Raw genomic sequence first — 26,366 nt, forward strand, 5'->3', positions numbered from 1 at the left:
CGGGATACCGCAGGGCGCAAAAAACAAACGGGCAGCCACAGGGCCGCCTCGGTTGGTGCGGCTTATAGTTCAGCTTTTCCGGCGCGTCAACGCTGCAGCGCTTTCTTTTTGACCGGCGCCTTCGTCATCTCATCGGTTCGTGAAATTCGGCTTCCGCTTGCCGCTGAAGGCCGCCATGCCTTCCTTCTGGTCATCCAGCGCAAACAGCGAATGAAACAGCCGGCGCTCGAACCGCAGACCCTCGGTGAGCGTCGTCTCATAGGCGCGGTTGACGGCCTCCTTTGCCATCATCACCGACGGCAAGGAAAAACCAGCGATCTTGGACGCTGCCTTAAGCGCTTCCTCGATCAACTCGCCGGCTGGCACCACGCGCGAGACAAGGCCGGAACGCTCGGCCTCGGCTGCGTCCATCATTCGACCCGTCAGGCACATATCCATCGCCTTCGACTTGCCGACAAAGCGGGTCAGGCGCTGCGATCCGCCCATGCCGGGCATGACGCCCAGCGTGATCTCGGGTTGGCCAAATTTGGCGGTGTCGGCGGCGATGATGAAGTCGCACATCATCGCCAGTTCGCAGCCGCCCCCCAGCGCATAGCCCGCCACCGCCGCGATGATCGGCTTTCGTGCCCGCGTAAATTCTTCCCAACCGACGAAGAAATCCTGCAGATAGGCATCCACATAGGAGATGGACTGCATTTCCTTGATATCGGCACCTGCCGCGAAAGCCTTTTCCGAACCAGTGATGACCATGGCGCCGATGTCGGCATTGGCGCCCATGCTATTCACCGACGCGACCAGTTCCGCGAGCACTTGTGAATTCAGCGCGTTGAGCGCCTGCGGCCGGTTCAGCGTAATCAGCCCGACCTTGCCGCGGGTTTCGACGATGATGGTTTCATAGCCCATGCTTTGCTCCTCCTCGCTTCTGGTTCAAGCCTGACAGGCCCGGCAGTGGAAAGTCGAACGACCGCTTTGCACGATACGCTCGATGTGGCCGCCACAACCAGGCTTGGAGCAGGCTTCCCCATCGCGATCGTAAACCGCGAAGGAATGCTGGAAGTAGCCCAGCGATCCATCGGTCTGCATATAATCGCGCAACGACGAGCCGCCGGCGGCGATCGCATCGGCGACGACCGAGCGGATTGCTTCGGCCAGGCGTTCGCTCTGCTCTTTGGCTTTCTTGCCGGCTCTCGCGAGGGTGCCCGCTTCGCGCAGCGGCGACAGGCCGGCCCGCCAAAGCGCTTCCGAGACGTAGATATTGCCTAGCCCGGCAATCAGCCTCTGGTCCAGAAGTGCCGCTTTCAGCGGTGACTTGCGACCTTTCAGCAACGAAGCGAGCAGCGCGCCGTCCAGTGCGTTGCCTGTAGGCTCGACGCCTAATCCCGCCAGCATCGGATGCATGTCGGGCTCGCCTTCCGAAAACAGCATGAACCCGAAGCGGCGCGGGTCGTTGAAGATCACGCGAGAGCGGACGCCGGCAGGGGATGCGATGTCGAAGACGACGTGATCGTGAGCAGTGTTTTTCGAACGTTCGTGGTGGAACGCGCCGGGCGTTGCGCTCTCGTCGGCCGTTTCGATGCGAAACGAACCCGACATGCCGAGATGGCAGATCAGAACCGGGCCGTTGTCCATGTGCATTGTCAGATATTTGGCACGGCGGCCGAGCGCCGCAATCGTCTTGCCGGTCAGCCGCTCCGAAAATCTCTCGGGGAACGGAAACCGCAAATCCGGCCGGCGTGCCTCGACACCGACAATGCGGGCACCTTCAAGGGCCGGCTGCAGACCGCGCCTGACTGTCTCTACCTCCGGCAGCTCAGGCATGGCCACCTATCGTGGCATGGAAGGAGGTGCCGTGACGGCCGCGCGCCAGCCCGAGATGTTCGGCCACGGTTTCGCCGATGTCGGCAAATGTTGTCCTCAGTCCGATCTCTGCGCCTTTGAAACCCGGCCGTGTCCCGATAATCGGAATACGCTCGCGCGTGTGGTCGGTGCCGCGCCACGTCGGATCGTTGCCGTGATCGGCGGTCAAAATGAGCAGATCGCCTGGCCTCAGCCGTGCGAATGCCTCGGGCAGGCGCCGGTCGAAAGCTTCGAGTGCGGCGGCATACCCCGCAACGTCGCGCCGATGCCCGAACTCGGTGTCGAAGTCGACAAAGTTCGCGAAGACGAGGTCGCCGTCGCGGGCGTCTTCCATGGCACCAAGCGTTTTGTCGAACATCGCCATGTTGCCGGCAGCCTTGCGGACTTCCGAGATCCCCCGATGGGCGAAAATGTCGCCGATCTTGCCGATCGCGATAACCCGGCTGCCGCGCGCCGTCAGCCGGTCGAGCAGCGTCGGTTCCGGCGGCGGTACGGCATAGTCGCGACGATTATGCGTTCGCTCGAACGTGGCGGCGGTTTCACCGATAAACGGCCGCGCGATGACGCGGCCGATATTCAGCGGATCGACGAGCCTGCGCACCACTTTGCAGAACTCGTAAAGCCGTTCCAGGCCGAAATGAACCTCATGCGCGGCGATCTGCAGGACGGAGTCGATCGAGGTGTAGCAGATCGGCTTGCCGGTGCGGATATGGTCTTCGCCGAACCGTTCGATAATCTCGGTGCCCGGAGCATGGCAATTGCCGAGGATGCCAGGCACCTTCCCTTCACGCACCATTGCTTCGGTCAACTCGGCCGGAAAGGCGGGAATCTTGTCTGGGAAGTAACCCCAGTCGAAACGGACCGGCAGGCCGGCTATTTCCCAATGGCCCGATGGCGTGTCCTTGCCGCTCGAAACCTCTTGGGCCGCGCCGTGAAAGGCGGCGGCAAGCCGCGCACTGCCGGCATTCTCGAACCTGAAACCCGTCGCCGTTGCCGCGGCCTGGCCGAGGCCGAGCGCGAGCATGTTTGGTACAAGAAGGGGTCCGGCACGCAGGCCTTCGCGATCGGCGCGGCCTTCTGCGCAGGCCCGCGCGATGTGTGCGAACGTATTGGAGCCGGTGTCGCCATAACGTTCGGCATCGGCCGCGCCGCCGATGCCGAAGGAGTCGAGGACAAAAAGGAAGGCGCGTGCCATCGAAAGGTTCATCATTGCCTGTGTGTTGGCTCAGACATAGGGTTCCGCGCCGCCATTGGCAATTCGGAAACCCAAACAGCACGGCTTGGCGTGCTGGTCCCGGAGAGACGAATCGCGGCATGGTCGATCTGCGGATGGAAATGCGCGGCGCGGAGCTCGCATGAGGCTTGCCCTGACAGCATTCGCCGCCGTACTGGCTTTGCTGCCGGATGCGTCTTGCACAAATCTGGCGCGAGCCGATTGGCGCGATGTTATCGGAACGTTCCGTATCGGTATCGTCGCCGAACCGTTGCCGGTCCGAGGGACTATGTGCTGGCTGCAGCCATCGTGCGTCTAGTCTCGGCCCGCGGTCGCAAGCAATAGCAACAGACCGGTTAGCGGGCTTCAGGCGTCAGCAATCGCTGCACGGAATGGTCGGGCTCCTGCGCGGCCGCAGATAATAAGTTTCCGCCATCGATATCGAATTGAAGACCGAGCTCAACCCGAACCGGCTTTGGCCGTCCGCCGACCAGGTGATGATTGGCTTGTAGGCGAGATCGCTTTCGACCCGAATGAGGAACGTGCCTTTGATCTTGAGCGCGCTCGGGACCGTTGTGGTGGAATCCTTGACAGCGTCGACGCTAGAGACGCCATCGACCAGTTTGCGCGACCACACGACCAGGACTTTCGGCGTCGTCTCGTTGGTCACCTGTATCGCCGTGATAATGATCTTCGGTTTCGAGCGGTTGTAGGGCTGGAGCGTGGAACTGCCGATCGCCATGATGGCATCGACATCGGCCGCCTTGACGGTCTGCTGCTGCGTGACGAGGTCCGCTACCATGCTGCCGATGCGGCTGACCTTCTTGCTGGTCTCGATGGCTTGCGAGGCCTCCATTGTCATAAAGTACATGATCAACAGGACAGGCACGATGAGGGCAAACTCGACAGCCGCAATACCGCGGCGGTCCGAGCAAAGCCGGACTGCTCTTGTACAAATCCCTGCGATGCCCAGCTGTGCCCCCGCACGAATCATGGCTTTGCCCCTTTTCAAGCGACTACGTGGTTCAGTTGTCGAACGGCTCGTTCTGCCAAGTGATCGAAGCAAAATGCAGCGTTTTGCCGTCCTTCAGGTTGGCCATCGATTTGGCCATGAAGTCGGTCATCACCGGCCATTTGTAAAAAACACGCAGCATGTTTCTCGACTCCGCCAGGCCAGGTGCGACGGTGAAGGTCTGTGTGCTCGTGCCCTTGGTCAGCACGACGTCGCCATCCTGGATCTTGAAACCGGCCAGCGCCGCATCGGCGAAGGTCGGATATTCGCGCAAGTCCACCAGCAATCCGGGACAGGTCTTGGCGACCATGATCTCCAATTTGGTGCAGATCATATCCCGCAGCTTGGTCCCGGACACATCGGCCGGTCTTAGTTGGCCGGTACGCAGTTGGCGCGCGATGTCGTCGGTTGCGTTTGCCATCACTTCCTGTGCGGCAAAAGAAATGCAGCTCTCCAGGATGGCGAAGACAAGAAGCGCGAAAGGAATTGCAAGCATGGCGAATTCGATCGCCGTGCTTCCGCGGCGGTCGCCCAAAAACCGTCTTGGAGAACCTGCTCGTCCTGCCTTGCTCATGTCCTCTGCCCGCCGATGCCGCTTCTGTATCGGTCCCACCCTTAGTCGGAACCGATTGAAGTCCGGTTGGAATGACCGTTAAATTCAACGGGAAGGCCTTAACCCGGCGATAACCGAAGCACGTTCTCGCCAAAGACGGAGACGTCGGCTACTAATGCGCGGCGCTCATTTCGGCTTCGGAGGCCTTCTCGGCATCGCTCTTATACGAGCTTTCGCAATATGGCGCGCAGGACATGGTCTGTACTTCGGAACGCCGATAGATGCGCACCGACGACGCTGCCTGGCGCACGACGGTTATTTGCTCATCGACGATCGGGTTGCCCTCCTGGTCGAGGACGACGAGATTGGTGACGCCAAATCCCTTGCCGGTCAGTACGATCGTCGATGCATCCTGCACGGAGGCGTCGGCGATCGCCGGATTGCCGACGACAATCGTATCGGCGGCGCGCGACAATTTGATGATCTTTGCCTGGTTCATCGTCACCTCGATGCCGGCGCCGGCCCTGGCTGGAAAGGCGAAAGCCGCTGCGGCAAAAAGCACGGCAACTGGAAATGATGATCTCGGCCCGGCCATTGAGGCGCCCCCTGGCAAACTGTTCAACGGAACATGAACGAGATTGGTGAACCAACCGTTAAGCGGCTGGAGTTCAGGACCAAGCCGGAACCGGCATTGGGCCTAGCCGGCACGGCTGGAACGTCTTTGCCGAATTGCGCCTCTTGCGCCTTTTGTCAGCCCGGGGGCCTAGCGGCGGGTATTTTAGTTCTGGGTTAACCACGCAATGTCGTCGAAGCGGGAAAGGAATCGGTAAGCCTGTTTATTAAGCCGATTGAAACAGCTTCTCCTTAGATTCGCAGTATCCGATCAGCCACCAAGAGAAGTTGACGGAAGTGCTGTAACAATTGGAGTAGGAGCTCGAATGTCTAACCTCATCGCACGTTTTGTGAAGGACGAATCCGGCGCGACCGCTATCGAATACGGTCTGATCGCCGCTCTTATCGCACTCGCCATCATGGTCGGCGCCGGCCAGCTCGGCAACTCGCTGAACGCCAAGTTCACCGCCATCTCCACTAAGGTGAACGGTAGCTGACCGTAACGGGTTCGGTTGTTCTGAAATAAGGGCCGCCGCACTGGCGGCCCTTATTTAGTCCTCGCATGATTTGAAATTTAGGCCTCATCAGTCGTTAATCGAATAGGATTAGGCTGGGGCTAGATGCAATTGGGTCATAGGCGCGCCGATGCTTGAAGCCGTGATCTTCGTCGTGTTTCCGTTCTGCATGCTTTTTGCCGCGATCTCCGACATGCTTTCGATGACGATCGCCAATCGCGTGCCGGTGTTGCTTGTGGTTGTCTTCGCCTTGGTTGCGCCTTTGACCGGCATGGACTGGGCCACCTATGGCTGGCATTTCGCCGCCGCCGGCCTGGTTCTCGCGGTGACGTTCGGCCTGTTCGCGCTGGGCGGCATGGGCGGCGGCGACGCCAAGCTTCTGGCTGCCACTGCCATGTGGATGGGACTGAACATCCATCTCATCGAATACCTCGTCGCCTCGACATTCATCGGCGGACTGCTGACGCTAGCCATCCTCGCCTATCGAAAATCGCCGCTTGCCGCCGTCACAAGCCACAATCCGTTCCTGCGCCATTTCGCCGATGAGGCGACCGGCGTTCCGTACGGCATCGCGCTTGGCATTGGCGGTCTGCTCACCTATTCCGACTCGCCATTGATGGCCTGGGCACTTACCAGGCTGGCGGGCTGAATTTCGCTTTACGCGGTTGGCGCCGAGCAGGCGAGTTGGCCACGTTTTCCTTCGGGCCGGGCTTGTCGGTCCAATTTATGTAAACGTTAAATTAATCACGATCGTAAGTATAACATTAACCTTGTTTTGACGATTGCCGCTGCAAAGTCCCGCTTGGCTACGTGGTTTGCCAAGGCGAGGTTCGGACAGATGCCAGCATCCCGATTGATTATTCTGAGCGTGGCGATAGCCGCGGCCGGTGGTGCAGGCTATGTCGCGAAGAACATGGTCGTGGCTCCGCCGCCTCCGGTTGTCGATTCCGGTCCTCAGGCGCCGGCGATCGCGCTGCAGGATGTGCTTGTTCTTTCCGGCGACGTTCCGATGGGCAGTCCGCTTGAAAACAACATTTCCTGGGAGTCATGGCCGTCCGCCGGCATCAACGCAAATTTCATCACCCGCGCCGCCGAGCCTGAAGCGCTGGACAAGCTGAAGGGCGCCGTCGCTCGCGTGGCGCTCTACGCCGGCGAGCCGCTGCGGCGCTCGAAGCTGATCGGTGAAGGGCAAAGCTTCATGTCGTCGATCCTGCCCTCCGGCATGCGGGCCGTTGCCACAAGCATCTCGGCCGACACCTCGGCCGGTGGCTTTATTCTTCCCAACGATTTCGTCGACGTCATCATGACCCGCAGAGCCGATCCCGCCAATGGCGGTGGTCCGGGCTTCACGACCGAAACTATCCTGAAGAACATTCGCGTCCTGGCGATCGACCAGACCATTCAGGAGGACGAGGAAGGTAAGAAGACCAGGGTTGGCCAGACCGCCACCCTGGAACTGACGCCGCAGCAGTCCGAGATCATCACCGTCGCACAGCAGATGGCGGATCGCCTGACATTGGCGCTGCGCTCGATCAAGGACAGTCAGGACAAGAATGTGGGCGAAGCCGATTACCTGGTTTCCGGCAATGGCTGGCGCGGAACCGTGCGGTTGATCAAGTCGGGCGAAGTTTCCGAAGTGGGGGCGAGGAAATGAGGCTAAAAACCAAATTGCCGGTCACGCTGGCTGCGGCGATCGGCCTGCTTTTCCTTGGAACGAATGCATATGGCGTTCTCTGTGCCAGCGCAGCAGGCGACAACGCCAGGGTGACGGCTTCGACCGCCACCCAGCGGGTCAAGCTCGGACTGAACAAGTCGGTGGTCATCGACCTCCCGAGCGATGCCTACGACATTCTCGTCGCCAACCCCGCTGTAGCCGACGCGGTGACCCGCACCGCCAGGCGCATCTATCTGTTTGGAAAGGCGGTCGGCGAGACCAATATCTTCGTCTTTGGCCCGAATGGCGAGCAGATCGTCAGCCTTGACCTAGCGGTCGAACGTGACGTCGCCGGGCTGGAGGATTATATCAAGCGCTTCATCCCGTCATCGGAGGTCAAGGTCGAGTTGCTGAACGACAACGTCGTTCTGACCGGAACCGTGGACACTCCTCTGGACGCCAAGCGCGCGGCCGATCTGGCAACCATTTTCGTGTCCGGCGGCGAGGCGACCACGGGTCAATATTCGCAGACCGCTGCCGGCGGTTCGGCTGAAGCCGGCGTCGCGATCGATAACCCAGATGCCGAGCGCCGCGTCAGCAAGATCGTCAACCTGCTGCAGATCATCGGCGACGACCAGGTGACGCTGAAGGTAACGGTCGCGGAAGTCAGCCGCTCGGTGATGAAGCAGCTCGGCGTCAACATGATGGGCAACGGCAGCAGCAACGGCATCAGCTGGGGCGCGGTAAGCGACAATTTCACTGGTTTGGGCAAGTCGCTGTCGAACTCGGGCCTCTCTATCGGGAGCTCGACGCTGCAGGCCTACATCAATGCCATGGAACAGTCCGGTGTCATGAAAACCCTCGCCGAACCAACATTGACGGCCGTATCCGGCGAGAAGGCGACCTTCAAGGTTGGCGGCGAATACAACATGGTGACCAGCGTTTCCCAAGCCGTATCAAACGATAACCAGACCGGTCTGAAGACGTATTCGGTCGAGAAGATCGAATACGGCATTGGCCTGGAATTCCAGCCGGTGGTGCTGTCTCCCGGCCGTATCAGCCTGAAAGTCAGAACCTCGGTTTCCGAGCCGACAACGGAGGGGTCTGTGTCTTTGTCCGAAGGCCTAACAAGCCCGGGCATGAATGCCCTGTCGCTCCGCAAGCGCTTGGCCGACACAACAGTGGAACTGCCTTCGGGCGGCTCGATGATGATTGCCGGCCTTGTCCGCGATGATCTCAGGCAAGCCGTCAACGGCTTACCTGGTCTGACAAAGATTCCAGTGCTTGGCGCGCTGTTCCGCAGCAGGGATTTCGTTCGCAACGAGACCGAGCTCGTCATCATCATTACGCCCTATCTGGTGAAGCCGGTGGCGCGCAACGATCTTGCCAAGCCGGATGACAATTTCAACGCCGCCAGCGATGGCGCCGGCATCTTCCTTGGCCGCGTCAACCGTGTCTACGGCACCATGCAGACCGACAAGCCCAACGGCCGTTACCACGGCGTTGTCGGCTTTATCTACAAGTAAGCGGGGAAGCGGTCATGTCTAAGGCAGCATCGAAGGCACGGGCGATCACCGCGACGCGGTCGGTCCATTCGCGAATCTGGCGGCCGGCCGTTCCCATTATGGCGATCGCGGTGGCGGCATTGCTGGCCGGCTGCGCCAATCGCGACAGCGTCACGGTGGGTGCCATACCGGACGATTATCGCACCACCCATCCGATCGTCATAGCCGAGAAGATACAGAAGATCGACCTTCCGGTCGGCGCCGGCGACCGTGGCATGACCAGATCCCAGCGTGACACGCTCCTGGGCTTCCTGGACGGATACGACAGGAGCGCGGCTCCGGTGCTGACGATCGAGATTCCGAGCGGCTCAGCCAACGAAATCGCAGCGGCCGTGGCCGGCCGCGATTTCGCCAGGCTGGCCATAGCCAGCGGCATCAGCCGGAAGCGGATCGCCATGCGGTCCTATCAGTCTGTTTCGGCCGAAGCGTCCGCACCGATCCGTGTTGCCTACGTCTCGGTGAAGGCTCAGACGGATAAATGCGGGCGCTGGCCCGAAGACCTGCTGCAGACTTCGGAAAACAAGCACTATGCCGATTTCGGCTGTTCGTATCAGAACAACCTGGCTGCCCAGATGGCCAATCCGTCCGATTTGATCGGGCCACGCAAGCCGACCCCGATCGACGCGGGAAATCGCGGCGCGGTGATCGACGTCTATCGTGACAGAGGTATTTCGGACGAATTCCTCGGCAATTCGGAAGTCGAATATTAACGAGTGTTGAGGCTCAACAAACCCTAAGCCGCGCAAGTCACGGAAAGTGATGACAATGAGCAATCTTGCCTATGACACAGAGGTACCGGGCGGCGAAACCTCGGAGCAGGATATTGCCGCGATGCAGGCGTTGCGGCCGATCCCGCGCATTTCGATCCAGGCATTTTGCGAGACCGAAGGCGTAGCCAATCCGGTCGAGCGCGCCGGCGAGGATCGCCGCATGGCCAAGGCCCATCTGAAGGTGCATATGGGGGGCATCCCTACCGCTATCGAATTCTATCAGTCGGCGCCGACACCGAACCTGATCCTGCTTGAATCGCGCAGCGAGCCGAAGCTATTGCTTGAACAACTCGCCCAGCTCTCCGAGCATTGTGACCCGACCTCCAAGGTGGTGGTTGTCGGCCACTACAACGATGTCGGCCTGTACCGCGAACTCATTCGTTCGGGCATTTCCGAGTATGTCATCGCGCCCGTATCGATGGCCGACATCGTCAGCGTGGTGTCTTCGATCTTCGTTGATCCGGAAGCGGAGCCGATCGGCCGCTCGATTGCCTTCATCGGCGCCAAAGGCGGCGTCGGCTCCTCGACCATAGCCCATAATGTGGCCTGGGCCATGTCGTCCCTTTTCAAATCCGAAGTGGTTGTCGCCGATCTCGACCTCGCCTTCGGAACGGCCAATATCAATTTCGACCAGGATCCGGCGCAAGGCATTGCCGAGGCAGTCTTCTCGCCGGAACGCGTCGACGAGGTCTATCTCGACCGGCTGCTCGCCCAATGCGCCGAGCACCTGTCGCTGCTTGCGGCCCCTTCGACCCTGGAGCGGGTCTACGATTTCGATCCCGACGCCTTCAGCCAGCTTATCGACATAGCCCAGCGTAGCGCGCCGCTCCTCGTGCTCGATGTTCCCCACGTGTGGGCCGGCTGGACCAAGAACACGCTGGTCAAGGCCGACGAGATCGTCATCACGGCGACGCCCGAACTGGCCAATCTGCGCAACACGAAGAACCTGGTCGACATGCTGAAGCGGCTTCGTCCGAACGATCCCGCGCCAAAGCTTGTGATCAACCAGGCCGGTGTGCCGAAACGTCCTGAGATTACGCCGTCCGACTTCTCCGAATCGCTCGGCCTTTCGCCGATGTCGGTCATCCCGTTCGAGCCGCTTTTGTTCGGAAATGCTGCCAACAACGGACGTATGCTCGGTGAGATGGATGCCAAGAATCCGGTTGTCGCCACGATCAACGAGATCGCCCATGTGCTGACAGGGCGCAGCGAAATCAAGGTGAAGAAAAAGGCTGGCCTCGGCAATCTGATCGGCAAGCTTTCGCGCAACAAGAAGTGATGCCTCAGCGGTGGAATTGGTAAGCGATCATGTTTGGTAAAAGAGGCAGCGACGACGGCAACCGGACCATTCCGGAATTCCGTCAGCCAGCACCCGCACCTGCTGCGCCGGCGGCCGCAAACCCTGTGGAAGCGGCTGTAACTGCCAGGTCGGCGGCGCTGCCGCCATCCGGCGCGCCTGCCGCGCCGGCGGTTCGCCGTGCGGTCGAGCCGCCGCCATTGGCCCCGGAGCCGAAAAGTATCCAGCGCCAAAAGAGCGAAACCTACTACGACACCAAAAGCCAGGTCTTCGCCGCACTCATCGATACGATAGATCTGTCGCAGCTCGCCAAACTCGATCCCGAAAGCGCGCGCGAGGAAATCCGCGACATTGTCAACGACATCATCGCGATCAAGAATTTCGCGATGTCCATCGCCGAGCAGGAAGAGCTTCTCGAGGATATCTGCAATGACGTTTTGGGCTACGGGCCGCTGGAGCCACTGCTTGCCCGCGACGATATTGCCGACATCATGGTCAATGGCTCCAAGAACGTCTACATCGAAGTCAACGGCAAGGTCGAGCAGACCGGCATCCGTTTCCGCGACAACCAGCAGCTCCTCAACATCTGCCAGCGTATCGTCAGCCAGGTTGGCCGCCGCGTCGATGAATCAAGCCCGATCTGCGATGCGCGTCTTCCTGATGGCTCCCGTGTCAACGTCATCGCACCGCCCCTGGCTATCGACGGCACCGCACTTACCATCCGCAAGTTCAAGAAGGACAAGCTGACGCTCGACCAGCTGGTCAAGTTCGGCTCGATTTCTCCGCAAGGGGCCGAGATTCTCAAGATCATCGGGCGTGTCCGCTGCAACATTGTCATCTCGGGCGGTACCGGCTCAGGCAAGACGACGCTGCTCAATTGCCTGACCAACTATATCGACCGCGAAGAACGCGTCATCACCTGCGAGGACTCAGCTGAGCTGCAATTGCAGCAGCCGCATGTGGTGCGTCTCGAAACCCGTCCGCCCAACCTCGAAGGCGAGGGCGAAGTGACCATGCGCGACCTGGTCAAGAACTGTCTGCGCATGCGCCCCGAACGTATTATCGTCGGCGAAGTGCGCGGACCCGAAGTGTTCGACCTGCTGCAGGCGATGAACACCGGCCATGACGGCTCGATGGGAACGATCCACTCGAACAGCCCGCGCGAATGCCTCAACCGTATAGAGTCGATGATCGCCATGGGCGGCTATACGCTGCCGCAAAAAACCGTGCGCGAAATCGTCGTCGGCTCCGTCGACGTGATCATACAGGCTGCACGCCTGCGCGACGGATCGCGGCGTATCACCCACATCACCGAGGTGATCGGCATGGAAGGCGACGTCATCATCACCCAGGACATCGTTCTCTATAACATCAAGGGCGAGGACGCGAACGGCAGGCTGCTGGGCGAGCACGTGTCGACTGGCATCGGCCGTCCGCATTTCTGGGAGCGCGCCCGCTACTACGGTGAGGAGCAGCGCCTCGCGGTTGCGCTCGAGGCGATGGAGAAACGCGCTGATTGATCCGTCTGGAAGCGTGGGGGCCAGGGTCGATGTTCGGAATTGACGGCACCGTATTGGCATTCGTCGTGCTCGCCGGCTTCAGCGCCGGCGCTGTGGCCTATGCTTTCCTGTTTAACCGGATCAGCACCGAGAAGCAGGTCGGCAAGCGGCTTGAATCGATCAAGACCGCCGAGACGGATCGTTCCGTCGTCAAGGCGTCGCGCGATCGCGTGGCGGAAGCGGCCAAGCGTCGCAAGTCCGTCCAGGATTCGCTGAAGGATCTCGATCAAAAGCAAAAGTCCAATCAGAGCCTGGTCAAGAAACCACCGCTGAAGATCCAAATCCGTCAGGCCGGCATGAAGATCTCGCTTGAGCGCTTCTATGTCTACTCGGCGGTCTGCGGCGTCGTCTTGACGGCTCTTGTCTATTTCATCGGCGCACCGTTGCTGGTCTTGCCGGCTGCGCTGCTGGTCGGCGTCTTGGGTCTGCCCCGCTGGTTCGTCTCGTTTCGCCGCGCGCACCGCGTCAAGGCGTTCCTAAACGAATTTCCGAACGCGCTCGATATCATTGTGCGTGCGGTAAAATCCGGCCTGCCGCTGAACGATGCCGTGCGCCTGATCGCCAACGAATCCCCCGAGCCGGTCAAGACCGAGTTCCGCCGCATCGTCGATTCGCAGCAAATGGGTTTGTCGATCCCCGACGCGGCCATGCGCATGCCAGAAACGATGCCGTGCACCGAGGCGAGCTTCTTCGGCATCGTCATCCAGATCCAGTCTCAGGCCGGCGGCAATCTTTCCGAAGCGCTGGGCAATCTTTCGCGCGTGCTTCGCGACCGCAAGAAAATGAAAGCCAAGGTCCAGGCATTGTCCATGGAAGCCAAGGCATCCGCCGTGATCATCGGCGCGTTGCCTTTCGTCGTCGCCTTTCTCGTCTATTTGACGAGCCCGAACTACATCATGCCCCTCTTCATCACCAGCACCGGCCATCTGATCCTCGGTTGTTCCGGCATCTGGATGTCGATGGGCGTCCTGGTAATGCGCAAGATGATGAATTTCGAAGTCTAGGACTCGCGTATGACCGATCACGTCATCAGAACTCTCACCGACCCGTCCCTGCTGATCGCACTGCTGGTCGGTATCGCGGTGTTTGCGACCGTCTTCACGCTGCTGCCCGCTTTTGGCGGGAACCAGCTCAAGGCGCGCATGAAATCCGTAGCGCTGGAGCGCGATGAGCTGCGCGCCAAGCAGCGCGCGCGGCTGGCAGTCGAAGCCGACCGCCGCCGCAAGGGCCTGCGCGAAGAACAGTCGGTCGGCATGCGCAATATTGTCGATCGCCTGGATCTCAGGCGTGCGCTGGCGGATGAAGGTACCTTGCAGAAATTGAAAGTGGCGGGTTTTCGCGGGCAAAATCCGCTGACGCGCTTCCTTTTCTTCCGTCTCGTCCTGCCCTTCATCGGCTTTGCATTGGCGGCGATGTATCTGTTCGTGCTCGGCGGATTGCCCGAGCAGCCGCTTTTCGTGAAGCTGTTCGTGTGCATCGTGGTAGCCTATGCGGGATTCTACGCGCCCGTGCTCTACGTCAACAACCGCGCTACCAAGCGCAAGCAATCGATTCAGATGGCGTGGCCGGACGCGCTCGACCTGTTGCTGATATGCGTCGAGTCCGGCATGTCGGTGGAAGCGGCGCTTCGCAAGGTCGCCGATGAGATCGGCGCGCAATCGGTGGCATTGGCGGAAGAATTCATCCTGACAAACGCCGAGCTTTCCTATCTGCAGGAGCGCAAGCAGGCCTACGAGAACCTTGCAAGCCGAACTGGCCTGGAATCCGTCAGGTCGGTGTCCCAGGCGTTGGTTCAGGCCGAGCGCTACGGCACGCCCGTGGCGCATGCGTTGCGGGTGCTTGCCAGTGAGAGCCGCGACATGCGCATGAATGCCGCCGAGAAGAAGGCGGCCGCGCTGCCGCCGAAGCTCACCGTGCCGATGATCCTGTTCTTCCTGCCGGTGCTGTTCGCCATTATTCTGGGTCCCGCCGGCATCCAGGTGAGCCAGCGCGGCATCTTTGGCGACCAGCCGAAATCCAGCAGCGAGTAGCGCCAGCGGCGTTGCCAGAAACGCTGATACGATTCAGAGCCACGCTGCCGGTGCAGCGCGGCTCTTTGCGTTAGACATGTTGCGGAATTCGCGCGCCGGTTCGGCGCTCGAAGCGGTCAGTTGGTGGCGGGCTTTGCCTTGTCCTGGTCCTTGAGCTGGCTCCAGGCATTCTGCTGCGCCAGCATCTGGCGAAGGTAAGCGACGTTAGCCTGCGCCTGATCCTGCGACAGCTCTTGCGAGGCGATCTTCTCGGCCTCGTCGAAACGGCCTTGCAGACCGACGACCAGCGCAAGGTTCTGGCGGACGCGGCTATCTGCATTCGGCTGCTGGGCGGCTGAGCGCATATAGGTTTCGGCCGTGCGCAAATCACCTTCCAGCACGTACGACATGCCGAGATTGGAAAGGATCGACGGTTCGTTCGGCCTGAGATCCAACGCCTTGCGATAGCCTTGGCGCGCCTCGTCCTTTTGGCCGAGCTGGTCGAGAATGGCAGCTTCCGCCGACACCAGTTTCCAATCAGGATATTCAGGGGTCTGCGCGCGGCGCACGGCATCGAGAGCCGGTTCGAACTGTCCGTTGGCGGCAAGCGCCTTGCCATAGGCGGCGAGCACGTCGCGGTCCTTCGGCAGGGCGATCGCCAGCTTGCGCATCACCGCAAGCGATTGGTCTGCGTCGCCGTCCATCTGCAGCGCCGCGGCATAATTTGTCGCGATCCGCTTGTCGCTGGGGTTTTTCGAATAGGACTGGCCAAGCGCCATCGTAGCGTTGTGCAGTTCGCCCGCCGACATTGTTTCCAGCGGCTTGCCGCTTGGACGAGAAATCGAGCCAGTCGTCAATTTGCTGGTTCCGCAGCCAGCGACGCCTGCGGCAAGCGCCATCATCAACGCCGTGCTGATCAGCCTATTTGCGCTGGCGTTCATCCTGCGGTTGGTCGGCATCGGCACCAGGGCTCCGTTCATGCGCGTGACCATTTGCGAGGTCATCTTTCCTCCCGCAGAAATATTCTGTTAACCCTAACGGAGAGTTAAGAAACGTCGACTCGGAAGCCGGAGGCCAGCGAATGCCTGTCGAACTCGTCGAGAAAGAATTGAGCAATGCGCTGCCGGTCCATCTGGTGGCGAAGGATGCTCTGGCGGCGTCGGGCCTTGCGCCATCCTCGGTCGCCTGGGCCAAGGCCAACGGCTTTTCCGGCGAGGCCGGCAGGACGCTCATCGTGCCTGGCGACAACGGCGCGATTGCCGGAGCCCTGTTCGGCACCGGTGATGGCGAGGGCGCACTGGCCATCGGCGCACTAGCGAGAGCCTTGCCCGAAGGCGAGTGGCATTTTGCGTCCGCACCGGCCAAGCCGGAGCTTACGGCACTCGCCGTGGCGCTCGGCGGCTATGTCTTCACCCGCTACGGCAAGAAGCCAGGCAAGACGCTTCGCCTCGCGCTGCCGGCAGGCACCGACGCCGCCCGCATCCGCCGCCTCGCCGATGGCATTTTCCTGGCGCGCGATCTGGTTAACACGCCGACCAGCGATATGGGCCCCGGGCAGTTGGAGAAGGCCGCCCGGACCTTGGCCGCGACGCACAAGGCCGAAATATCGGTGACCAAAGGCGACGATCTTCTTACCGCCAACTTTCCGATGATCCACGCCGTCGGTCGGGCTTCTGCCGACGCGCCACGCCTGATCGACATGATTTGGGGGCCGAACAATGCCCCCAAGATAACGCTGGTCGGCAAGGGCGTCTGCTTCGATACAGGCGGTCTCGACATCAAGCCGTCCTCGGGCATGCTTTTGATGAAGAAGGACATGGGTGGCGCTGCCAACGTGCTGGGTCTCGCTTCCATGATCATGGCCACCGGGTTGAAGGTTCGGCTGCGCGTGCTCATCCCGGCTGTCGAGAATTCGATAGCCGGCAATGCCTTCCGGCCAGGCGACGTGCTGGTGAGCCGCAAGGGCATCACCGTCGAAATCGGCAACACCGACGCCGAAGGGCGGCTGGTGCTCGCCGATGCCCTGGCCTTGGCCGATGACGAAGAGCCGCAGATGCTGGTCGATATGGCGACGCTGACAGGCGCTGCCCGTGTTGCGCTCGGTCCCGACCTGCCGCCGTTCTACACCGGTGACGAGGCGCTTGCATCCGAGCTGGCGGACGCCTCCGTTGCGGTCGAGGATCCGCTATGGCGCATGCCGTTGTGGAAGCCCTATGACGCCAAGCTGGCGTCGAAGGTGGCCAACATCAACAACGTCACGTCGGACGGTTTCGCCGGCTCGATCACCGCGGCGCTTTTCCTGAAGCGCTTCGTCGAAAAGACCGCCGGCTGGGCGCATGTCGACATCTTCGCCTGGAACCCGTTCGACCGCCCGCACGGCCTTGCGGGTGGCGAAGCGCAAGGCATCCGGGCGCTGGAGCAGGTCATTTCGAACCGCTACGGCTGATTCTAGGACATAGCCGACGAAGGTATTGACTGAAACGGAACCGAAACAATTTTCCGACATGCTGGACGGATGTCGATTATCATGCGTCCAAGCCAAGCGTTGCGACTATGGCAACAGGTGGTGCTGTCGGAGGTGCGCGACGACGCGCCCGATCTCACCATGCGCCAGACGGCGATCCTGTTCACCATCTATCTCGATCCGCCGCCACACACGGTGCGGGGGTTAGCCGCCCGCCTCAACGTCACCAAGCCGGTGATCACCCGTGCGCTCGATACGATGGGGGCACTGAAACTGGTGTCGCGCCATCGCGACGAGCTCGACAAGCGCAACGTGCTGGTCAGGCGTACAGTCGAAGGCGCGCTCTTTGTCGAGCGCTTTGGCGATGTTATCATTGCCAGAGCCCAAGAGTTGCCCATTTGAACGAGTTGCCGATTTGACCGCCAGCGATGCCCGCCTCCATGCCTTCCGCTCCGATCTCGCCGACGCCAGGCTGAAAGGCGAGGTTTCCGCCGACCGTTTCGTCGCCGGCCGGCCGGCTCGCATATCAGCCTCCGTGGCCGATGTCCGCAAGGCTCCGCGCCCGGATGCCGGCGTCGATACCCAGCTTCTGTTCGGCGAAGACGTCCTCGTCTTCGAGGACGTTGAGGGCTGGGCCTGGATACAGGCCGAGCGCGACGGCTATGTCGGCTATGTCGCCGACACTGTGCTGGGCGGTCGGGACCATGCGCCCACGCATGTTGTCTCGGTGCCGCGCACTTTCCTCTATCCGGGACCGGATTTGCGGTTCCCGATCAGCGGGCAACTCTCGATGGGATCGGCGGTAACAGTGAAAGGCGCGGCTGAAACACGCCGCACGTACTATGCTCTGCTGCCATCCGGCGAGGCGGTCATATCTGACCATCTCAGGCCTGTCGCCGAGGTTGCCCCCGACTACGTCGCGGTCGCCGAGGCGTTTCTCGGCACGCCCTATCTGTGGGGCGGCGTTTCCGGCTTCGGCATCGATTGTTCCGGTCTCGTGCAACTTGCAATGCACATGGCTGGCAGGCAAGTGCTGCGCGACACCGACATGCAGGCGGCGACCGTCGGCGAGCCGCTCGAACCCGGGCCGGATTTTGCCGGGTTGCGGCGCGGCGACCTGGTCTTCTGGAAAGGCCACGTCGCGATCATGACGGATCCGGAGACCATGATCCACGCCAACGGCCACACCATGCTGGTGTCGCGTGAAGGACTGGGGGAGGCGGTCGCCCGTATCGGCTATCTCTATGGCGGACCGACCGGGTTTCGCCGGCCGTAATGCGAATCGATCACCTTTTGTTCTGATTCTGCTTGGCGATTGCGCGTCGCCGCGCTACCTCTGGCGCGTGACAGAGCAGCCGCGCCTTGCCCAACAGAATGCCGCCGTCGTCCTGCCCCAGCCATTCGTCAAATGGTTTGCGGAAAAGGGCTGGTCGCCGCGCGCCCACCAGATCGATTTGCTGGCCAAAGCCCAGGGTGGGCAGTCGGTATTGCTGATCGCCCCGACCGGCGCCGGCAAGACGCTGGCCGGGTTCTTGCCATCGCTGACCGAACTGGCCGGCCGACCGAGGAGAAGGCCGGGGCAGGCGCATCGAGGCATCCACACACTCTACATCTCGCCGCTGAAGGCGCTGGCCGTCGACATCGAGCGCAATCTCGGCAAACCCGTCGAAGAAATCGGGCTGCCGGTCACCGTCGAGACGCGCACCGGCGACACGCCCGCACACAAGCGCCAGCGGCAGAAGCTGGCGCCGCCCGACATTCTCCTGACCACGCCCGAGCAATTGGCGCTGCTGATTGCCGCGCCCGATGCCAGGCGCTTCTTCGAGGACCTGCGCTATGTCGTGCTCGACGAATTGCATTCGCTGGTGACCTCGAAGCGCGGGCATCTCCTGTCGCTCGGGCTGGCCCGGCTGCGCTCGTTTGTGCCCGCCCTGCAGACGATAGGCCTGTCGGCGACGGTCGCCGAGCCTGACGAATTGCGGCGCTGGCTGGTCAGCCAGAATCCACCGGGGCCGATGGCCGAACTGATCGTCGTCACTGGCGGCGCCAAGCCCGACATCTCCATTCTCGATTCGGAGGAGCGCGTGCCGTGGGCGGGACATTCGGCCCGCTACGCAACGCCGGAAATCTACAACGAGATCAAGGGCCACAAGACAACCCTGCTGTTTGTCAACACGCGCAGCCAGGCGGAGTTGCTGTTCCAGGAGTTGTGGCGGGTCAACGAGGAGACCTTGCCGATCGCGCTGCATCACGGCTCGCTCGACGTCGCGCAGCGCCGGCGTGTCGAAAAGGCAATGGGCGAGAACACCCTGCGCGCCATCGTCGCCACGTCGACGCTCGACCTCGGCATCGACTGGGGCGATGTCGACCTGGTCGTCCATGTCGGTGCGCCGAAAGGTGCCAGCCGGCTGGCGCAGCGCATCGGCCGCGCCAACCACCGTATGGACGAGCCGTCCAAGGCGATCCTGATACCGGCCAACCGCTTCGAGGTGCTGGAATGCAGGGCGGCGCTCGACGCCAATTATCTCGGTGCCCAGGATACGCCGCCGCTGGTCGATGGCGGGCTCGACGTCCTGGCGCAGCACGTGCTGGGCTGTGCCTGCGGTGCGCCGTTCCATGCCGATGCGCTGTTCGAGGAGGTGCGGACGGCAGCACCCTATGCCGATCTCGATCGCCCGACATTCGATCGCGTCATCGATTTCGTCGCCACTGGCGGCTATGCGCTAAGGAACTACGAGCGCTATGCCCGCATCCGGTTGAACAAGGACGGACTGTGGCGGGTCTCAAATCCTCGCGTCGCCCAGCAATACCGGCTCAACGTCGGCACCATCATCGAAGTGCCGGCGCTCAACGTCCGCTACGTCCAGGCGGGCAGCAGAGGCGCGGCTTCGCGTGGCGGCCGGGTTCTGGGCAAGATCGAGGAGGCGTTCCTCGAAACGCTGACGCATGGCGACACCTTCATGTTCGCCGGCAAGGTGCTGCGCTTCGAAGGTATCCGCGAGAATGAGTGCTTTGTCTCGAATGCACCCGGCAGCGACGCCAAGGTGCCGTATTACGGTGGTGGCAAATTCCCGCTTTCGACGTACCTGGCCGAACAGGTCCGCGCCATGCTGGACGATCCGCAGCGCTGGAAGAAGCTGCCGGAACAGGTCGCCGACTGGCTACGCTTCCAGGCCGACAAGTCGGTGCTGCCGAAACGCGACGATCTGCTGATCGAGACCTTTCCGCGCGGCAACCGCTACTATCTGGTGGCCTATCCGTTCGAGGGCAGGCTGGCGCACCAGACGCTCGGCATGCTGCTCACCCGCCGCCTCGACAGGGCGGGAGCCAAGCCGCTCGGCTTCGTCGCCACCGACTATGCGCTTGCCATATGGTCGCTGGCCGATATGGGCCATATGTTCAGGGCGAAGAAACCGTCGCTGGCTGCGCTATTCGATCAGGACATGCTGGGCGACGACCTCGAAGCCTGGCTCGCCGGCAGTTGGTTGTTGAAGCGCACCTTTCGCAATTGCGCGCTGATCTCGGGATTGATCGAGAAACGCCACCCGGGGCAGGAGAAGAGCGGCCGCCAGGTAACCGTGTCGACGGATCTCATCTACGACGTGCTGCGCAGCCACGAGCCCGACCATATCCTTTTGCAGGCGACGCGTGCCGATGCCGCGACCGGTCTCTTGGATGTCAGCAGACTTGCCGAGATGCTCTCGCGCGTCCAAGGTCGAATCATGCATAAGAACCTCGAGCAGATATCGCCGCTCGCCGTGCCGATCATGCTCGAGATCGGCAAAATGCCGGTGCATGGCGAGGCCGATGACACGCTGCTGATGGATGCAGCCACGCTGGTCGAGGAGGCCATGGGGACGAAATGACTGTCGCGCTCGCCATGGCTGCGCCTCTGGCGGATGCGGGCGCTGTCCGTATCGCCGGCGAACGCGCGATCTGCGACCGTCGCGGCGTGCTCTATTTTCCCGAATTCCGGCTTCTGACCGTATCCGACCTGCATCTGGAAAAAGGCTCATCACTGGCGAGGCGCGGCACGCTGGTCCCACCTTACGACACCGGTGCGACGTTGCTCCGGCTACAGGCGGTGATCGCCGATTATCAGCCTGCGATCGTTATCAGCCTGGGCGACAGTTTTCACGATGGCGGCGGCGCCGCACGTATGCACGCGAGCTTTCGCCAAAGGCTGGAAAGGCTGATGGTCGGGCGCGACTGGTTCTGGGTCGCCGGCAATCATGATCCAGAAGCGCCGGCCGACTTGCCAGGCGAGACCGTACGCGAGCTGGCCATAGGCTCGCTACTCTTCCGGCACGAGCCTTCGGCGGTGAGAGTGGAAGGCGAGATATCAGGCCACCTGCATCCTTGCGCCCGCATCGTGCAGCAAGGCCGTTCGGTGCGGCGTCGTTGCTTTGCCGGCGATGGCGGCCGCATGATCATGCCGGCTTTCGGCGCCTATACCGGCTCGCTCAACGTGCTCGATCGCGCCTATGCCGGGCTGTTCCGCCGCGAAACGCTGATGGCCTATATGCTTGGCACAGAGCGCATTTTCGCGATTTCCCACGCGATGCTCAGACCGGGCTGAACCTACCTGCCGTAGTACAAAGTGACTGTGTGCTTGGCCTCGGCGAAGAACAGCCAGCGCTCGACCAGCATTCCGGCGAGTTGGGCGATTGCGGCGAGTATCGACAGTGCTGCCGCATAGGGCCACGGCAAGGCGAACGCCGCGACCAGCAGCAACGCGGGCAAAGCAAAGGCCAGCACCTGCGTGATCTGGCGGAGTTTAGCGCTGTGCTTGCGCGCAATGCGAAAACCCATCTCCTTGAGCAGATAGTTTTCCTCGGTATGCGGCCATTCCAGCGACCGCACCGTGCCGCCGGAAAGCCCGGTTGCGGTGTTGGCATTGGTCGGGATCTCCAGCCTGTCATTGTATCGCCAGGTCGCCAGCTTCAAACCCCAGCCGAGCGCGGTCAGCAACAGGGCACCCGCCAGAGGCATATTCGAGCCTGCGGCAAATCCCTGCAGCAGGGCGTTGAGCAGTACGCTGCCGGTCATCGCCGAAAAGACCAGGTAGGCGGGCAGGGTGAAGCGGCTGTGCCACTGGGCAATCGGCTTCAACGACGCGTAGATCATGCCGGTGGTGCAGACGGTTGCGACCGCGCCGATGGCAGCGAGCAGCCCGGCGACAGCCGCCCAGCCGCTCGTACGGCCGAGGACCACCCAGCCAATACCGAACAACCCCGCCGGCACGAAGGTGGCGACCGAGGCAACACCTTCGCGCGACAGCCATGAGCTACGCCATTGCGAGAAGGCACGCCAGGCGCGTTCGGGCCGGCTGAGATGGCCGGCCGACGACAGCAGGCCTGTCGAGATCAGGCTAAGCGCCAGCCCCATGCCGGTGAGGCCAAGCCAGAAATCGGGCGGGATAAAGCCCTGTCCGGCGAGCACGCCAAGCAGCGCGAGCAGGCCGTAACCGGCGCCCGTGGCCGTGGTGAAAAAGACGACGGAGAAGGCTGGATGCATGAAGGCACGGGTCAGTTCGAAAGCATGCGGTCGACCCAGCCGAGGAAGCCGCCTTCGGCCCGCACCGCTTCAAGCGCTGGCGCCGGCACCGATGCGGCGCGGGTGGTGTGGGCACGTGGCGGCAGATATTTGTTGGTCGGCTTATAGCCCATTTCCGGCATCAGATCGACACCGCCGCGCTCGGCCACCAGTTGCGAGATAGCGGATGCCGGATCGCCCAGATCGCCAAAATGCCGCGCGCTGGTCGGGCAAGCAGCGACGCAGGCCGGCACGCGATCTTCTTCCGCCAGATTGTCGTTGTAGATGCGGTCGACGCACAACGTGCATTTCTTCATCACGCCGACATTGGTGTCGAATTCGCGCGCTCCGTAGGGACAGGCCCAGCTGCACAGTTTGCAGCCGATGCATTTGTCCTCGTCGACCAGCACGATGCCATCCGACGCCCGCTTGTAGGAGGCGCCGGTCGGGCAGACCGTGACGCACGCCGGCGTCTCGCAGTGCAGGCAGGAGCGTGGGAAATTGACCGTGCGCCCACCCATCTCGGTCATGTGCTCATAACTGTGCACGCGGTTGAACCAGACGCCGTCGACATTGCCGCCATAGGGGTCGATGTCGGTTAGCGGCGCCATATGGCCGCCGGTGTTCCATTCTTTGCAGGCGGTAACGCAGGCCTGGCAGCCGACGCAGGTGTCGAGATCGATGACAAGGCCGAGCTTCTTGTCGGTATGGGTGGGAAGGCAAGTCATTTGGCAGCTTCTCTTTCCCGACGGAATTCGGCGCCGAAACTAAGCTTATCGGGCGGGGGCTCAAAATGCGGGGGCTGTCGGAACCGCTCGAACTGCGGTTCGGTGAAGCCTGCTTCCTCGTCTGCGCATTTGACGATGCGCACGCGCAGGTCGAACCATGCCGCCTGGCCGGTGACAGGATCGGAATTCGAATAGTGTTTGCCATTCGCATCGGCAGAGGTCTGGTCGCCGATGATGTGGTTGAGTAGAAAGCCGCGATTGGATTCGGCCGCATCATCCTTCAGCCCCCAGCTGCCGCGACGCTTGCCGATCGCATTCCACGTCCACACCGTATTGGCGTTGACGCCGTCGACCAGCTTGATCTGTCCTTTGACCTTGCCGTTGATGCTCTCGATCCACACCCAGTCGTCATCGACAAGCCCGAGGCTGGCGGCGGTCCGATCGTGCACGAACAGCCGGTTCTGGCTGGTGATCTGCCTTAGCCAGGCATTCTGCCCGCCCCAGGAATGGTACATGTGCATCGGCCGCTGCGTCAGCGCGTGCAGCGGATAGGCTTGGCTGTCGACCGCAGCCTCTTCGAAGGGCGCATGCCAGAATGGCAGCGGATCCATATAGGTCTCGATGCGGCTGCGCTCCGCCTCCGGCGGCAGCACCCGGCCATGGCCGCGCGCCGCAAGGCGGAAGCGCTGCATCGGCTCCGAATAGAGTTGGAACACGATCGGCTCGGCTTTCGGGATGAAGCCCATGTTCTCGGCGAAGTCGAGATAGGAGCGGTTGGCCATCTTGTAGTAGCGCTGATCGGCGGCGAAGTCCTGGTGCCAGAAGCCGCCATTGTCGATGTAGCGCTGCAACTGGTCGGGATTGACGTCGCCCTTGCCGACCGAGGTCCCGTCCTCGCCGCGCCAGCCGGCGAGCGGACCGACACCTGGCGTGCGCTCGTGATTGACGATGTAGTCGGCATAGTCGCGGTATTTGGCGGAGCCGTCGTCGTCAACGAAGCCGGGCAGGCTGAGCCGCGCGCCGAGTTCGATCAGCACCGTCTGGAACGGCCTGACGTCGCGGTCCGGCTCGACGACGGGATGGCGGATGGCGTCGCCCGGCCCGTCGGCGTGGCTGATCGGCCGGTCGAGCAGACTGATACAGTCATGACGCTCGAGATAGGTCGTGTCCGGCAGCACCAGATCGGCAAAAGGCACGGTCTCGGAATAATAAGCGTCGGAATAGATGATGAACGGGATCTTGTATTCGCCCGATATGTCCGCGTCGGTCAGCATCGCCATCGTCTCGACGGTGTTCATCGACGAGTTCCAGGCCATGTTGGACATGTACATGAACAGCGTGTCGATCGTGTAGGGATCGCCGGCCCAGGCGTTACGAATGACCGTGTGCATGAGTCCGTGTGCGGCCAGCGGCGCATCCCAGGAGTAGGCCTTGTCGATACGGATCGGTTTGCCGCCTCCGTCGATCAGCAGGTCTTCCGGCCCGCAGACGAAGCCGAGCGGCATGCCTTCGAGTGGTGTCATCGGCTTCACATTCTTGCCGGCGGGCTTTGGACCCGGCGGCGCGGACCGCGGATAAGGCGGTTTGAAGCGGAAGCCGCCCGGCACGTCCACCGTGCCGAGAAGCACCTGAAGCAGATGAATGGCGCGGCAAGTGTGAAATCCGTTCGAATGGGCCGAGATGCCGCGCATCGCATGCATCGACACCGGCCGACCCTTGATGGTCTCGTGCCGGCGGCCGGCCCAGTCCGTCCAGGCCACCCGCAGTTCGATTTGCTGTTCGAAGGCGACATGAGCGAGTTCTGCAGCAATGCGTCGGATGGTGTCGGCGGAGATGCCGCACCGGTCAGCGACGGCGTCGGGCGAATAGCACTCGTCCAGATAGCGGTCGGCGACGAGTTGGAAGACCGGCACGCATCGGCGGCCGTCGACGAGAACGCTGCCGGTCAGTGCGGGCTTTGCGTCGGTATCGCCGGCGTCGACAGGCATCTTCGCCACCCTGTCCCAAGCCAGCGGATTGCCGTCGCCATTGCGCATGAACAGCCCGTCATCGACAGCTCCAGGCTCCTGAACGACCAGGATGTGGGCATTGGTGTAGCGCAAGAGGTACTCGAGATCGATGCGGCCTGCCTTCAGCAATTCATGGATGAGGGCGAATACGAACAGGCCGTCGGTGCCGGGCCGGATGCCGATCCAGTCGTCGGCAATTGCATTATAGCCGGTGCGGCAGGGATTGATTGAAACCACCTTGGCGCCGCGCGCCTTGAGCTTGCCGAGGCCGATCTTGATCGGATTGGAATCATGGTCTTCGGCAACCCCGAACAGCATGAAATATTTGGTGTTGTCCCAGTCGGGCTCGCCGAACTCCCAGAACGAACCGCCAATCGTGTAGAGGCCGCCGGCCGCCATATTGACCGAGCAGAAGCCGCCATGGGCGGCAAAATTCGGCGTGCCGAACTGGCTCGCCCACCAGCCGGTCAGCGATTGCGACTGGTCGCGCCCGGTGAAGAAGGCAAGTTTCTTCGGATCGGTTCGGCGGATGTTCGAAAGCCGTTCTGTCGCGATCGACAAGGCTTCCTCCCACTCGATTTCGCGGAACTCACCCGAGCCGCGCGGGCCGGTGCGCAGTAGCGGCTTCTTCAGCCGGGCCGGGCTGTAATGCTGCATGATGCCGGCGCTGCCCTTGCCGCACAGCACACCGCGGTTGACCGGGTGATCCTTGTTGCCGTTGATGTAGCGGACCTTGCCGTCCTTGATATGGACGTCGATGCCGCAGCGGCAGGCGCACATATAGCAGGTGGTCTTGGCGATGCTGTCGGAGACATCAGGCGAAGTATCGACGCCGTCGCCTTCAGCGGGGGCGCGCGTATCGGCAAGCGGCCGTTGTGATGGTGCCGAATTGGCTCCGCGCAGCAGGTTGTTGGTCATGATCCGGTGATGCTCTTGCGCTCCGCGAACTTGGCTCTCGTCTTCGGGCCGGGGCCGCGCATGTAATGCTCTTCCGGCCGATAGCGTTCACCCAAG

At 61.9% G+C, this 26,366-nt stretch carries 24 protein-coding genes and 1 pseudogene; 15 read left to right on the forward strand and 10 right to left on the reverse strand.

What is annotated here, in order from left to right; genetic code table 11:
* Positions 1-129: 129 nt before the first annotated feature.
* The 3 genes from NKK47_RS12145 to NKK47_RS12155 are packed head-to-tail and all read right to left on the reverse strand — an operon-like array spanning position 130 to position 3,052.
* Entirely contained in the window at positions 130-903 is a 774-nt protein-coding gene (locus NKK47_RS12145; protein ID WP_352448613.1) for an enoyl-CoA hydratase, read from the reverse strand.
* 24 nt (positions 904-927) lie between these two features.
* On the reverse strand, positions 928-1,818 hold the full coding sequence (gene mutM, locus NKK47_RS12150; RefSeq protein ID WP_352576941.1) for a bifunctional DNA-formamidopyrimidine glycosylase/DNA-(apurinic or apyrimidinic site) lyase: 891 nt from the start codon (positions 1,816-1,818) through the stop codon (positions 928-930).
* Entirely contained in the window at positions 1,811-3,052 is a 1,242-nt protein-coding gene (locus NKK47_RS12155; RefSeq protein ID WP_352576943.1) for a phosphopentomutase, read from the reverse strand. Before NKK47_RS12155 ends, mutM begins: the two co-directional genes overlap by 8 nt.
* Before the next feature lie 160 nt (positions 3,053-3,212).
* Here NKK47_RS12155 and NKK47_RS35195 point away from each other — a divergent pair.
* Positions 3,213-3,341: pseudogene (locus tag NKK47_RS35195) on the forward strand (phosphate/phosphite/phosphonate ABC transporter substrate-binding protein); the annotation flags it as partial.
* A gap of 102 nt (positions 3,342-3,443) precedes the next feature.
* On the opposite strand, the gene NKK47_RS12160 reads toward NKK47_RS35195, so the two are convergent.
* The 3 genes from NKK47_RS12160 to NKK47_RS12170 all read right to left on the reverse strand — a co-directional run bounded on the left by NKK47_RS12160 (position 3,444) and on the right by NKK47_RS12170 (position 5,230).
* Positions 3,444-4,064 (reverse strand): TadE/TadG family type IV pilus assembly protein, encoded by a 621-nt coding sequence (locus NKK47_RS12160; RefSeq protein WP_023676926.1) that lies wholly within the window; start codon positions 4,062-4,064, stop codon positions 3,444-3,446.
* A gap of 31 nt (positions 4,065-4,095) precedes the next feature.
* Positions 4,096-4,656 (reverse strand): TadE/TadG family type IV pilus assembly protein, encoded by a 561-nt coding sequence (locus NKK47_RS12165; protein ID WP_023676927.1) that lies wholly within the window; start codon positions 4,654-4,656, stop codon positions 4,096-4,098.
* Between the two features lie 151 nt (positions 4,657-4,807).
* Positions 4,808-5,230 carry a pilus assembly protein N-terminal domain-containing protein gene (locus NKK47_RS12170; RefSeq protein ID WP_023676928.1) on the reverse strand — a complete coding sequence of 141 codons (423 nt, stop codon included), beginning with the start codon at positions 5,228-5,230 and terminating at the stop codon, positions 4,808-4,810.
* A 343-nt stretch (positions 5,231-5,573) separates the two neighbouring features.
* Here NKK47_RS12170 and NKK47_RS12175 point away from each other — a divergent pair, with 343 nt between their 5' ends.
* The 9 genes from NKK47_RS12175 (at position 5,574) to NKK47_RS12215 (ending at position 14,637) form a co-directional block, all read left to right on the forward strand.
* Positions 5,574-5,744, forward strand: coding sequence for a Flp family type IVb pilin (locus NKK47_RS12175; protein ID WP_023676929.1), 171 nt, complete (start codon positions 5,574-5,576; stop codon positions 5,742-5,744).
* Between the two features lie 148 nt (positions 5,745-5,892).
* Entirely contained in the window at positions 5,893-6,411 is a 519-nt protein-coding gene (locus tag NKK47_RS12180) for an A24 family peptidase (RefSeq protein WP_023676930.1), read from the forward strand.
* Between the two features lie 189 nt (positions 6,412-6,600).
* Entirely contained in the window at positions 6,601-7,416 is an 816-nt protein-coding gene (gene cpaB / locus NKK47_RS12185; RefSeq protein WP_352576945.1) for a Flp pilus assembly protein CpaB, read from the forward strand.
* Positions 7,413-8,942, forward strand: coding sequence for a type II and III secretion system protein family protein (locus NKK47_RS12190; RefSeq protein ID WP_352576947.1), 1,530 nt, complete (start codon positions 7,413-7,415; stop codon positions 8,940-8,942). Before cpaB ends, NKK47_RS12190 begins: the two co-directional genes overlap by 4 nt.
* A 14-nt stretch (positions 8,943-8,956) precedes the next feature.
* Entirely contained in the window at positions 8,957-9,691 is a 735-nt protein-coding gene (locus NKK47_RS12195) for a CpaD family pilus assembly protein (RefSeq protein ID WP_352576949.1), read from the forward strand.
* Between the two features lie 55 nt (positions 9,692-9,746).
* Positions 9,747-11,030 carry a CpaE/TadZ family protein gene (locus tag NKK47_RS12200; RefSeq protein WP_352576951.1) on the forward strand — a complete coding sequence of 428 codons (1,284 nt, stop codon included), beginning with the start codon at positions 9,747-9,749 and terminating at the stop codon, positions 11,028-11,030.
* Positions 11,031-11,059: 29 nt separating this feature from the next.
* Positions 11,060-12,568 (forward strand): TadA family conjugal transfer-associated ATPase, encoded by a 1,509-nt coding sequence (locus tag NKK47_RS12205; protein WP_352455132.1) that lies wholly within the window; start codon positions 11,060-11,062, stop codon positions 12,566-12,568.
* Between the two features lie 29 nt (positions 12,569-12,597).
* The gene (locus tag NKK47_RS12210) at positions 12,598-13,611 is read left to right on the forward strand and encodes a type II secretion system F family protein (RefSeq protein ID WP_023676935.1); all 1,014 of its coding nucleotides are present in this window, start codon (positions 12,598-12,600) and stop codon (positions 13,609-13,611) included.
* 9 nt (positions 13,612-13,620) lie between these two features.
* Positions 13,621-14,637, forward strand: coding sequence for a type II secretion system F family protein (locus tag NKK47_RS12215; RefSeq protein WP_023676936.1), 1,017 nt, complete (start codon positions 13,621-13,623; stop codon positions 14,635-14,637).
* A gap of 116 nt (positions 14,638-14,753) precedes the next feature.
* Here NKK47_RS12215 and NKK47_RS12220 read toward each other — a convergent pair whose 3' ends face one another.
* Positions 14,754-15,575 (reverse strand): tetratricopeptide repeat protein, encoded by an 822-nt coding sequence (locus NKK47_RS12220; protein WP_023676937.1) that lies wholly within the window; start codon positions 15,573-15,575, stop codon positions 14,754-14,756.
* Positions 15,576-15,697: 122 nt separating this feature from the next.
* On the opposite strand from NKK47_RS12220, the gene NKK47_RS12225 reads away from it, so the two are divergent.
* From NKK47_RS12225 to pdeM, 5 genes are all read left to right on the forward strand, one after another.
* On the forward strand, positions 15,698-17,062 hold the full coding sequence (locus tag NKK47_RS12225; protein ID WP_352455133.1) for a leucyl aminopeptidase family protein: 1,365 nt from the start codon (positions 15,698-15,700) through the stop codon (positions 17,060-17,062).
* A 69-nt stretch (positions 17,063-17,131) separates the two neighbouring features.
* On the forward strand, positions 17,132-17,482 hold the full coding sequence (locus NKK47_RS12230) for a MarR family winged helix-turn-helix transcriptional regulator (protein ID WP_023676939.1): 351 nt from the start codon (positions 17,132-17,134) through the stop codon (positions 17,480-17,482).
* Positions 17,445-18,356 carry a C40 family peptidase gene (locus NKK47_RS12235; protein ID WP_502896642.1) on the forward strand — a complete coding sequence of 304 codons (912 nt, stop codon included), beginning with the start codon at positions 17,445-17,447 and terminating at the stop codon, positions 18,354-18,356. The genes NKK47_RS12230 and NKK47_RS12235 overlap by 38 nt, the downstream gene beginning before the upstream one ends.
* Positions 18,357-18,423: 67 nt before the next feature.
* Positions 18,424-20,946, forward strand: coding sequence for a ligase-associated DNA damage response DEXH box helicase (locus NKK47_RS12240; protein ID WP_352455135.1), 2,523 nt, complete (start codon positions 18,424-18,426; stop codon positions 20,944-20,946).
* Complete coding sequence (gene pdeM / locus NKK47_RS12245) at positions 20,943-21,659, forward strand: ligase-associated DNA damage response endonuclease PdeM (RefSeq protein WP_352576953.1); 717 nt, start codon at positions 20,943-20,945, stop codon at positions 21,657-21,659. Before NKK47_RS12240 ends, pdeM begins: the two co-directional genes overlap by 4 nt.
* A 2-nt stretch (positions 21,660-21,661) precedes the next feature.
* Here pdeM and NKK47_RS12250 read toward each other — a convergent pair whose 3' ends face one another.
* From NKK47_RS12250 to NKK47_RS12260, 3 genes are read right to left on the reverse strand one after another with little or no spacing between them, the layout of a single operon-like run.
* The gene (locus tag NKK47_RS12250; RefSeq protein ID WP_352570352.1) at positions 21,662-22,597 is read right to left on the reverse strand and encodes a dimethyl sulfoxide reductase anchor subunit family protein; all 936 of its coding nucleotides are present in this window, start codon (positions 22,595-22,597) and stop codon (positions 21,662-21,664) included.
* An 11-nt stretch (positions 22,598-22,608) separates the two neighbouring features.
* On the reverse strand, positions 22,609-23,343 hold the full coding sequence (locus NKK47_RS12255) for a 4Fe-4S dicluster domain-containing protein (RefSeq protein WP_352455137.1): 735 nt from the start codon (positions 23,341-23,343) through the stop codon (positions 22,609-22,611).
* Entirely contained in the window at positions 23,340-26,270 is a 2,931-nt protein-coding gene (locus NKK47_RS12260) for a molybdopterin oxidoreductase family protein (protein WP_352576955.1), read from the reverse strand. Before NKK47_RS12260 ends, NKK47_RS12255 begins: the two co-directional genes overlap by 4 nt.
* Between the last annotated feature and the right edge of the window lie 96 nt (positions 26,271-26,366).

This window comes from Mesorhizobium sp. M0019 (assembly GCF_040323975.1).
Classification (GTDB): Bacteria; Pseudomonadota; Alphaproteobacteria; order Rhizobiales; family Rhizobiaceae; genus Mesorhizobium.

Coding starts and splice junctions, on each gene's coding strand:
- NKK47_RS12225 (WP_352455133.1), top strand. CDS start 15,698: ATGCCTGTCGAACTCGTCGAGAAAGAATTGAGCAATGCGCTGCCGGTC.
- NKK47_RS12175 (WP_023676929.1), top strand. CDS start 5,574: ATGTCTAACCTCATCGCACGTTTTGTGAAGGACGAATCCGGCGCGACC.
- pdeM (WP_352576953.1), top strand. CDS start 20,943: ATGACTGTCGCGCTCGCCATGGCTGCGCCTCTGGCGGATGCGGGCGCT.
- NKK47_RS12220 (WP_023676937.1), bottom strand. CDS start 15,575: ATGCCGACCAACCGCAGGATGAACGCCAGCGCAAATAGGCTGATCAGC.
- NKK47_RS12230 (WP_023676939.1), top strand. CDS start 17,132: ATGTCGATTATCATGCGTCCAAGCCAAGCGTTGCGACTATGGCAACAG.
- NKK47_RS12180 (WP_023676930.1), top strand. CDS start 5,893: ATGCTTGAAGCCGTGATCTTCGTCGTGTTTCCGTTCTGCATGCTTTTT.
- NKK47_RS12210 (WP_023676935.1), top strand. CDS start 12,598: ATGTTCGGAATTGACGGCACCGTATTGGCATTCGTCGTGCTCGCCGGC.
- NKK47_RS12255 (WP_352455137.1), bottom strand. CDS start 23,343: ATGACTTGCCTTCCCACCCATACCGACAAGAAGCTCGGCCTTGTCATC.
- NKK47_RS12195 (WP_352576949.1), top strand. CDS start 8,957: ATGTCTAAGGCAGCATCGAAGGCACGGGCGATCACCGCGACGCGGTCG.
- NKK47_RS12205 (WP_352455132.1), top strand. CDS start 11,060: ATGTTTGGTAAAAGAGGCAGCGACGACGGCAACCGGACCATTCCGGAA.
- NKK47_RS12170 (WP_023676928.1), bottom strand. CDS start 5,230: ATGGCCGGGCCGAGATCATCATTTCCAGTTGCCGTGCTTTTTGCCGCA.
- NKK47_RS12200 (WP_352576951.1), top strand. CDS start 9,747: ATGAGCAATCTTGCCTATGACACAGAGGTACCGGGCGGCGAAACCTCG.
- NKK47_RS12250 (WP_352570352.1), bottom strand. CDS start 22,597: ATGCATCCAGCCTTCTCCGTCGTCTTTTTCACCACGGCCACGGGCGCC.
- NKK47_RS12215 (WP_023676936.1), top strand. CDS start 13,621: ATGACCGATCACGTCATCAGAACTCTCACCGACCCGTCCCTGCTGATC.
- NKK47_RS12155 (WP_352576943.1), bottom strand. CDS start 3,052: ATGGCACGCGCCTTCCTTTTTGTCCTCGACTCCTTCGGCATCGGCGGC.
- NKK47_RS12260 (WP_352576955.1), bottom strand. CDS start 26,270: ATGACCAACAACCTGCTGCGCGGAGCCAATTCGGCACCATCACAACGG.
- NKK47_RS12160 (WP_023676926.1), bottom strand. CDS start 4,064: ATGATTCGTGCGGGGGCACAGCTGGGCATCGCAGGGATTTGTACAAGA.
- NKK47_RS12235 (WP_502896642.1), top strand. CDS start 17,445: ATGTTATCATTGCCAGAGCCCAAGAGTTGCCCATTTGAACGAGTTGCC.
- cpaB (WP_352576945.1), top strand. CDS start 6,601: ATGCCAGCATCCCGATTGATTATTCTGAGCGTGGCGATAGCCGCGGCC.
- NKK47_RS12145 (WP_352448613.1), bottom strand. CDS start 903: ATGGGCTATGAAACCATCATCGTCGAAACCCGCGGCAAGGTCGGGCTG.
- NKK47_RS12165 (WP_023676927.1), bottom strand. CDS start 4,656: ATGAGCAAGGCAGGACGAGCAGGTTCTCCAAGACGGTTTTTGGGCGAC.
- NKK47_RS12190 (WP_352576947.1), top strand. CDS start 7,413: ATGAGGCTAAAAACCAAATTGCCGGTCACGCTGGCTGCGGCGATCGGC.
- mutM (WP_352576941.1), bottom strand. CDS start 1,818: ATGCCTGAGCTGCCGGAGGTAGAGACAGTCAGGCGCGGTCTGCAGCCG.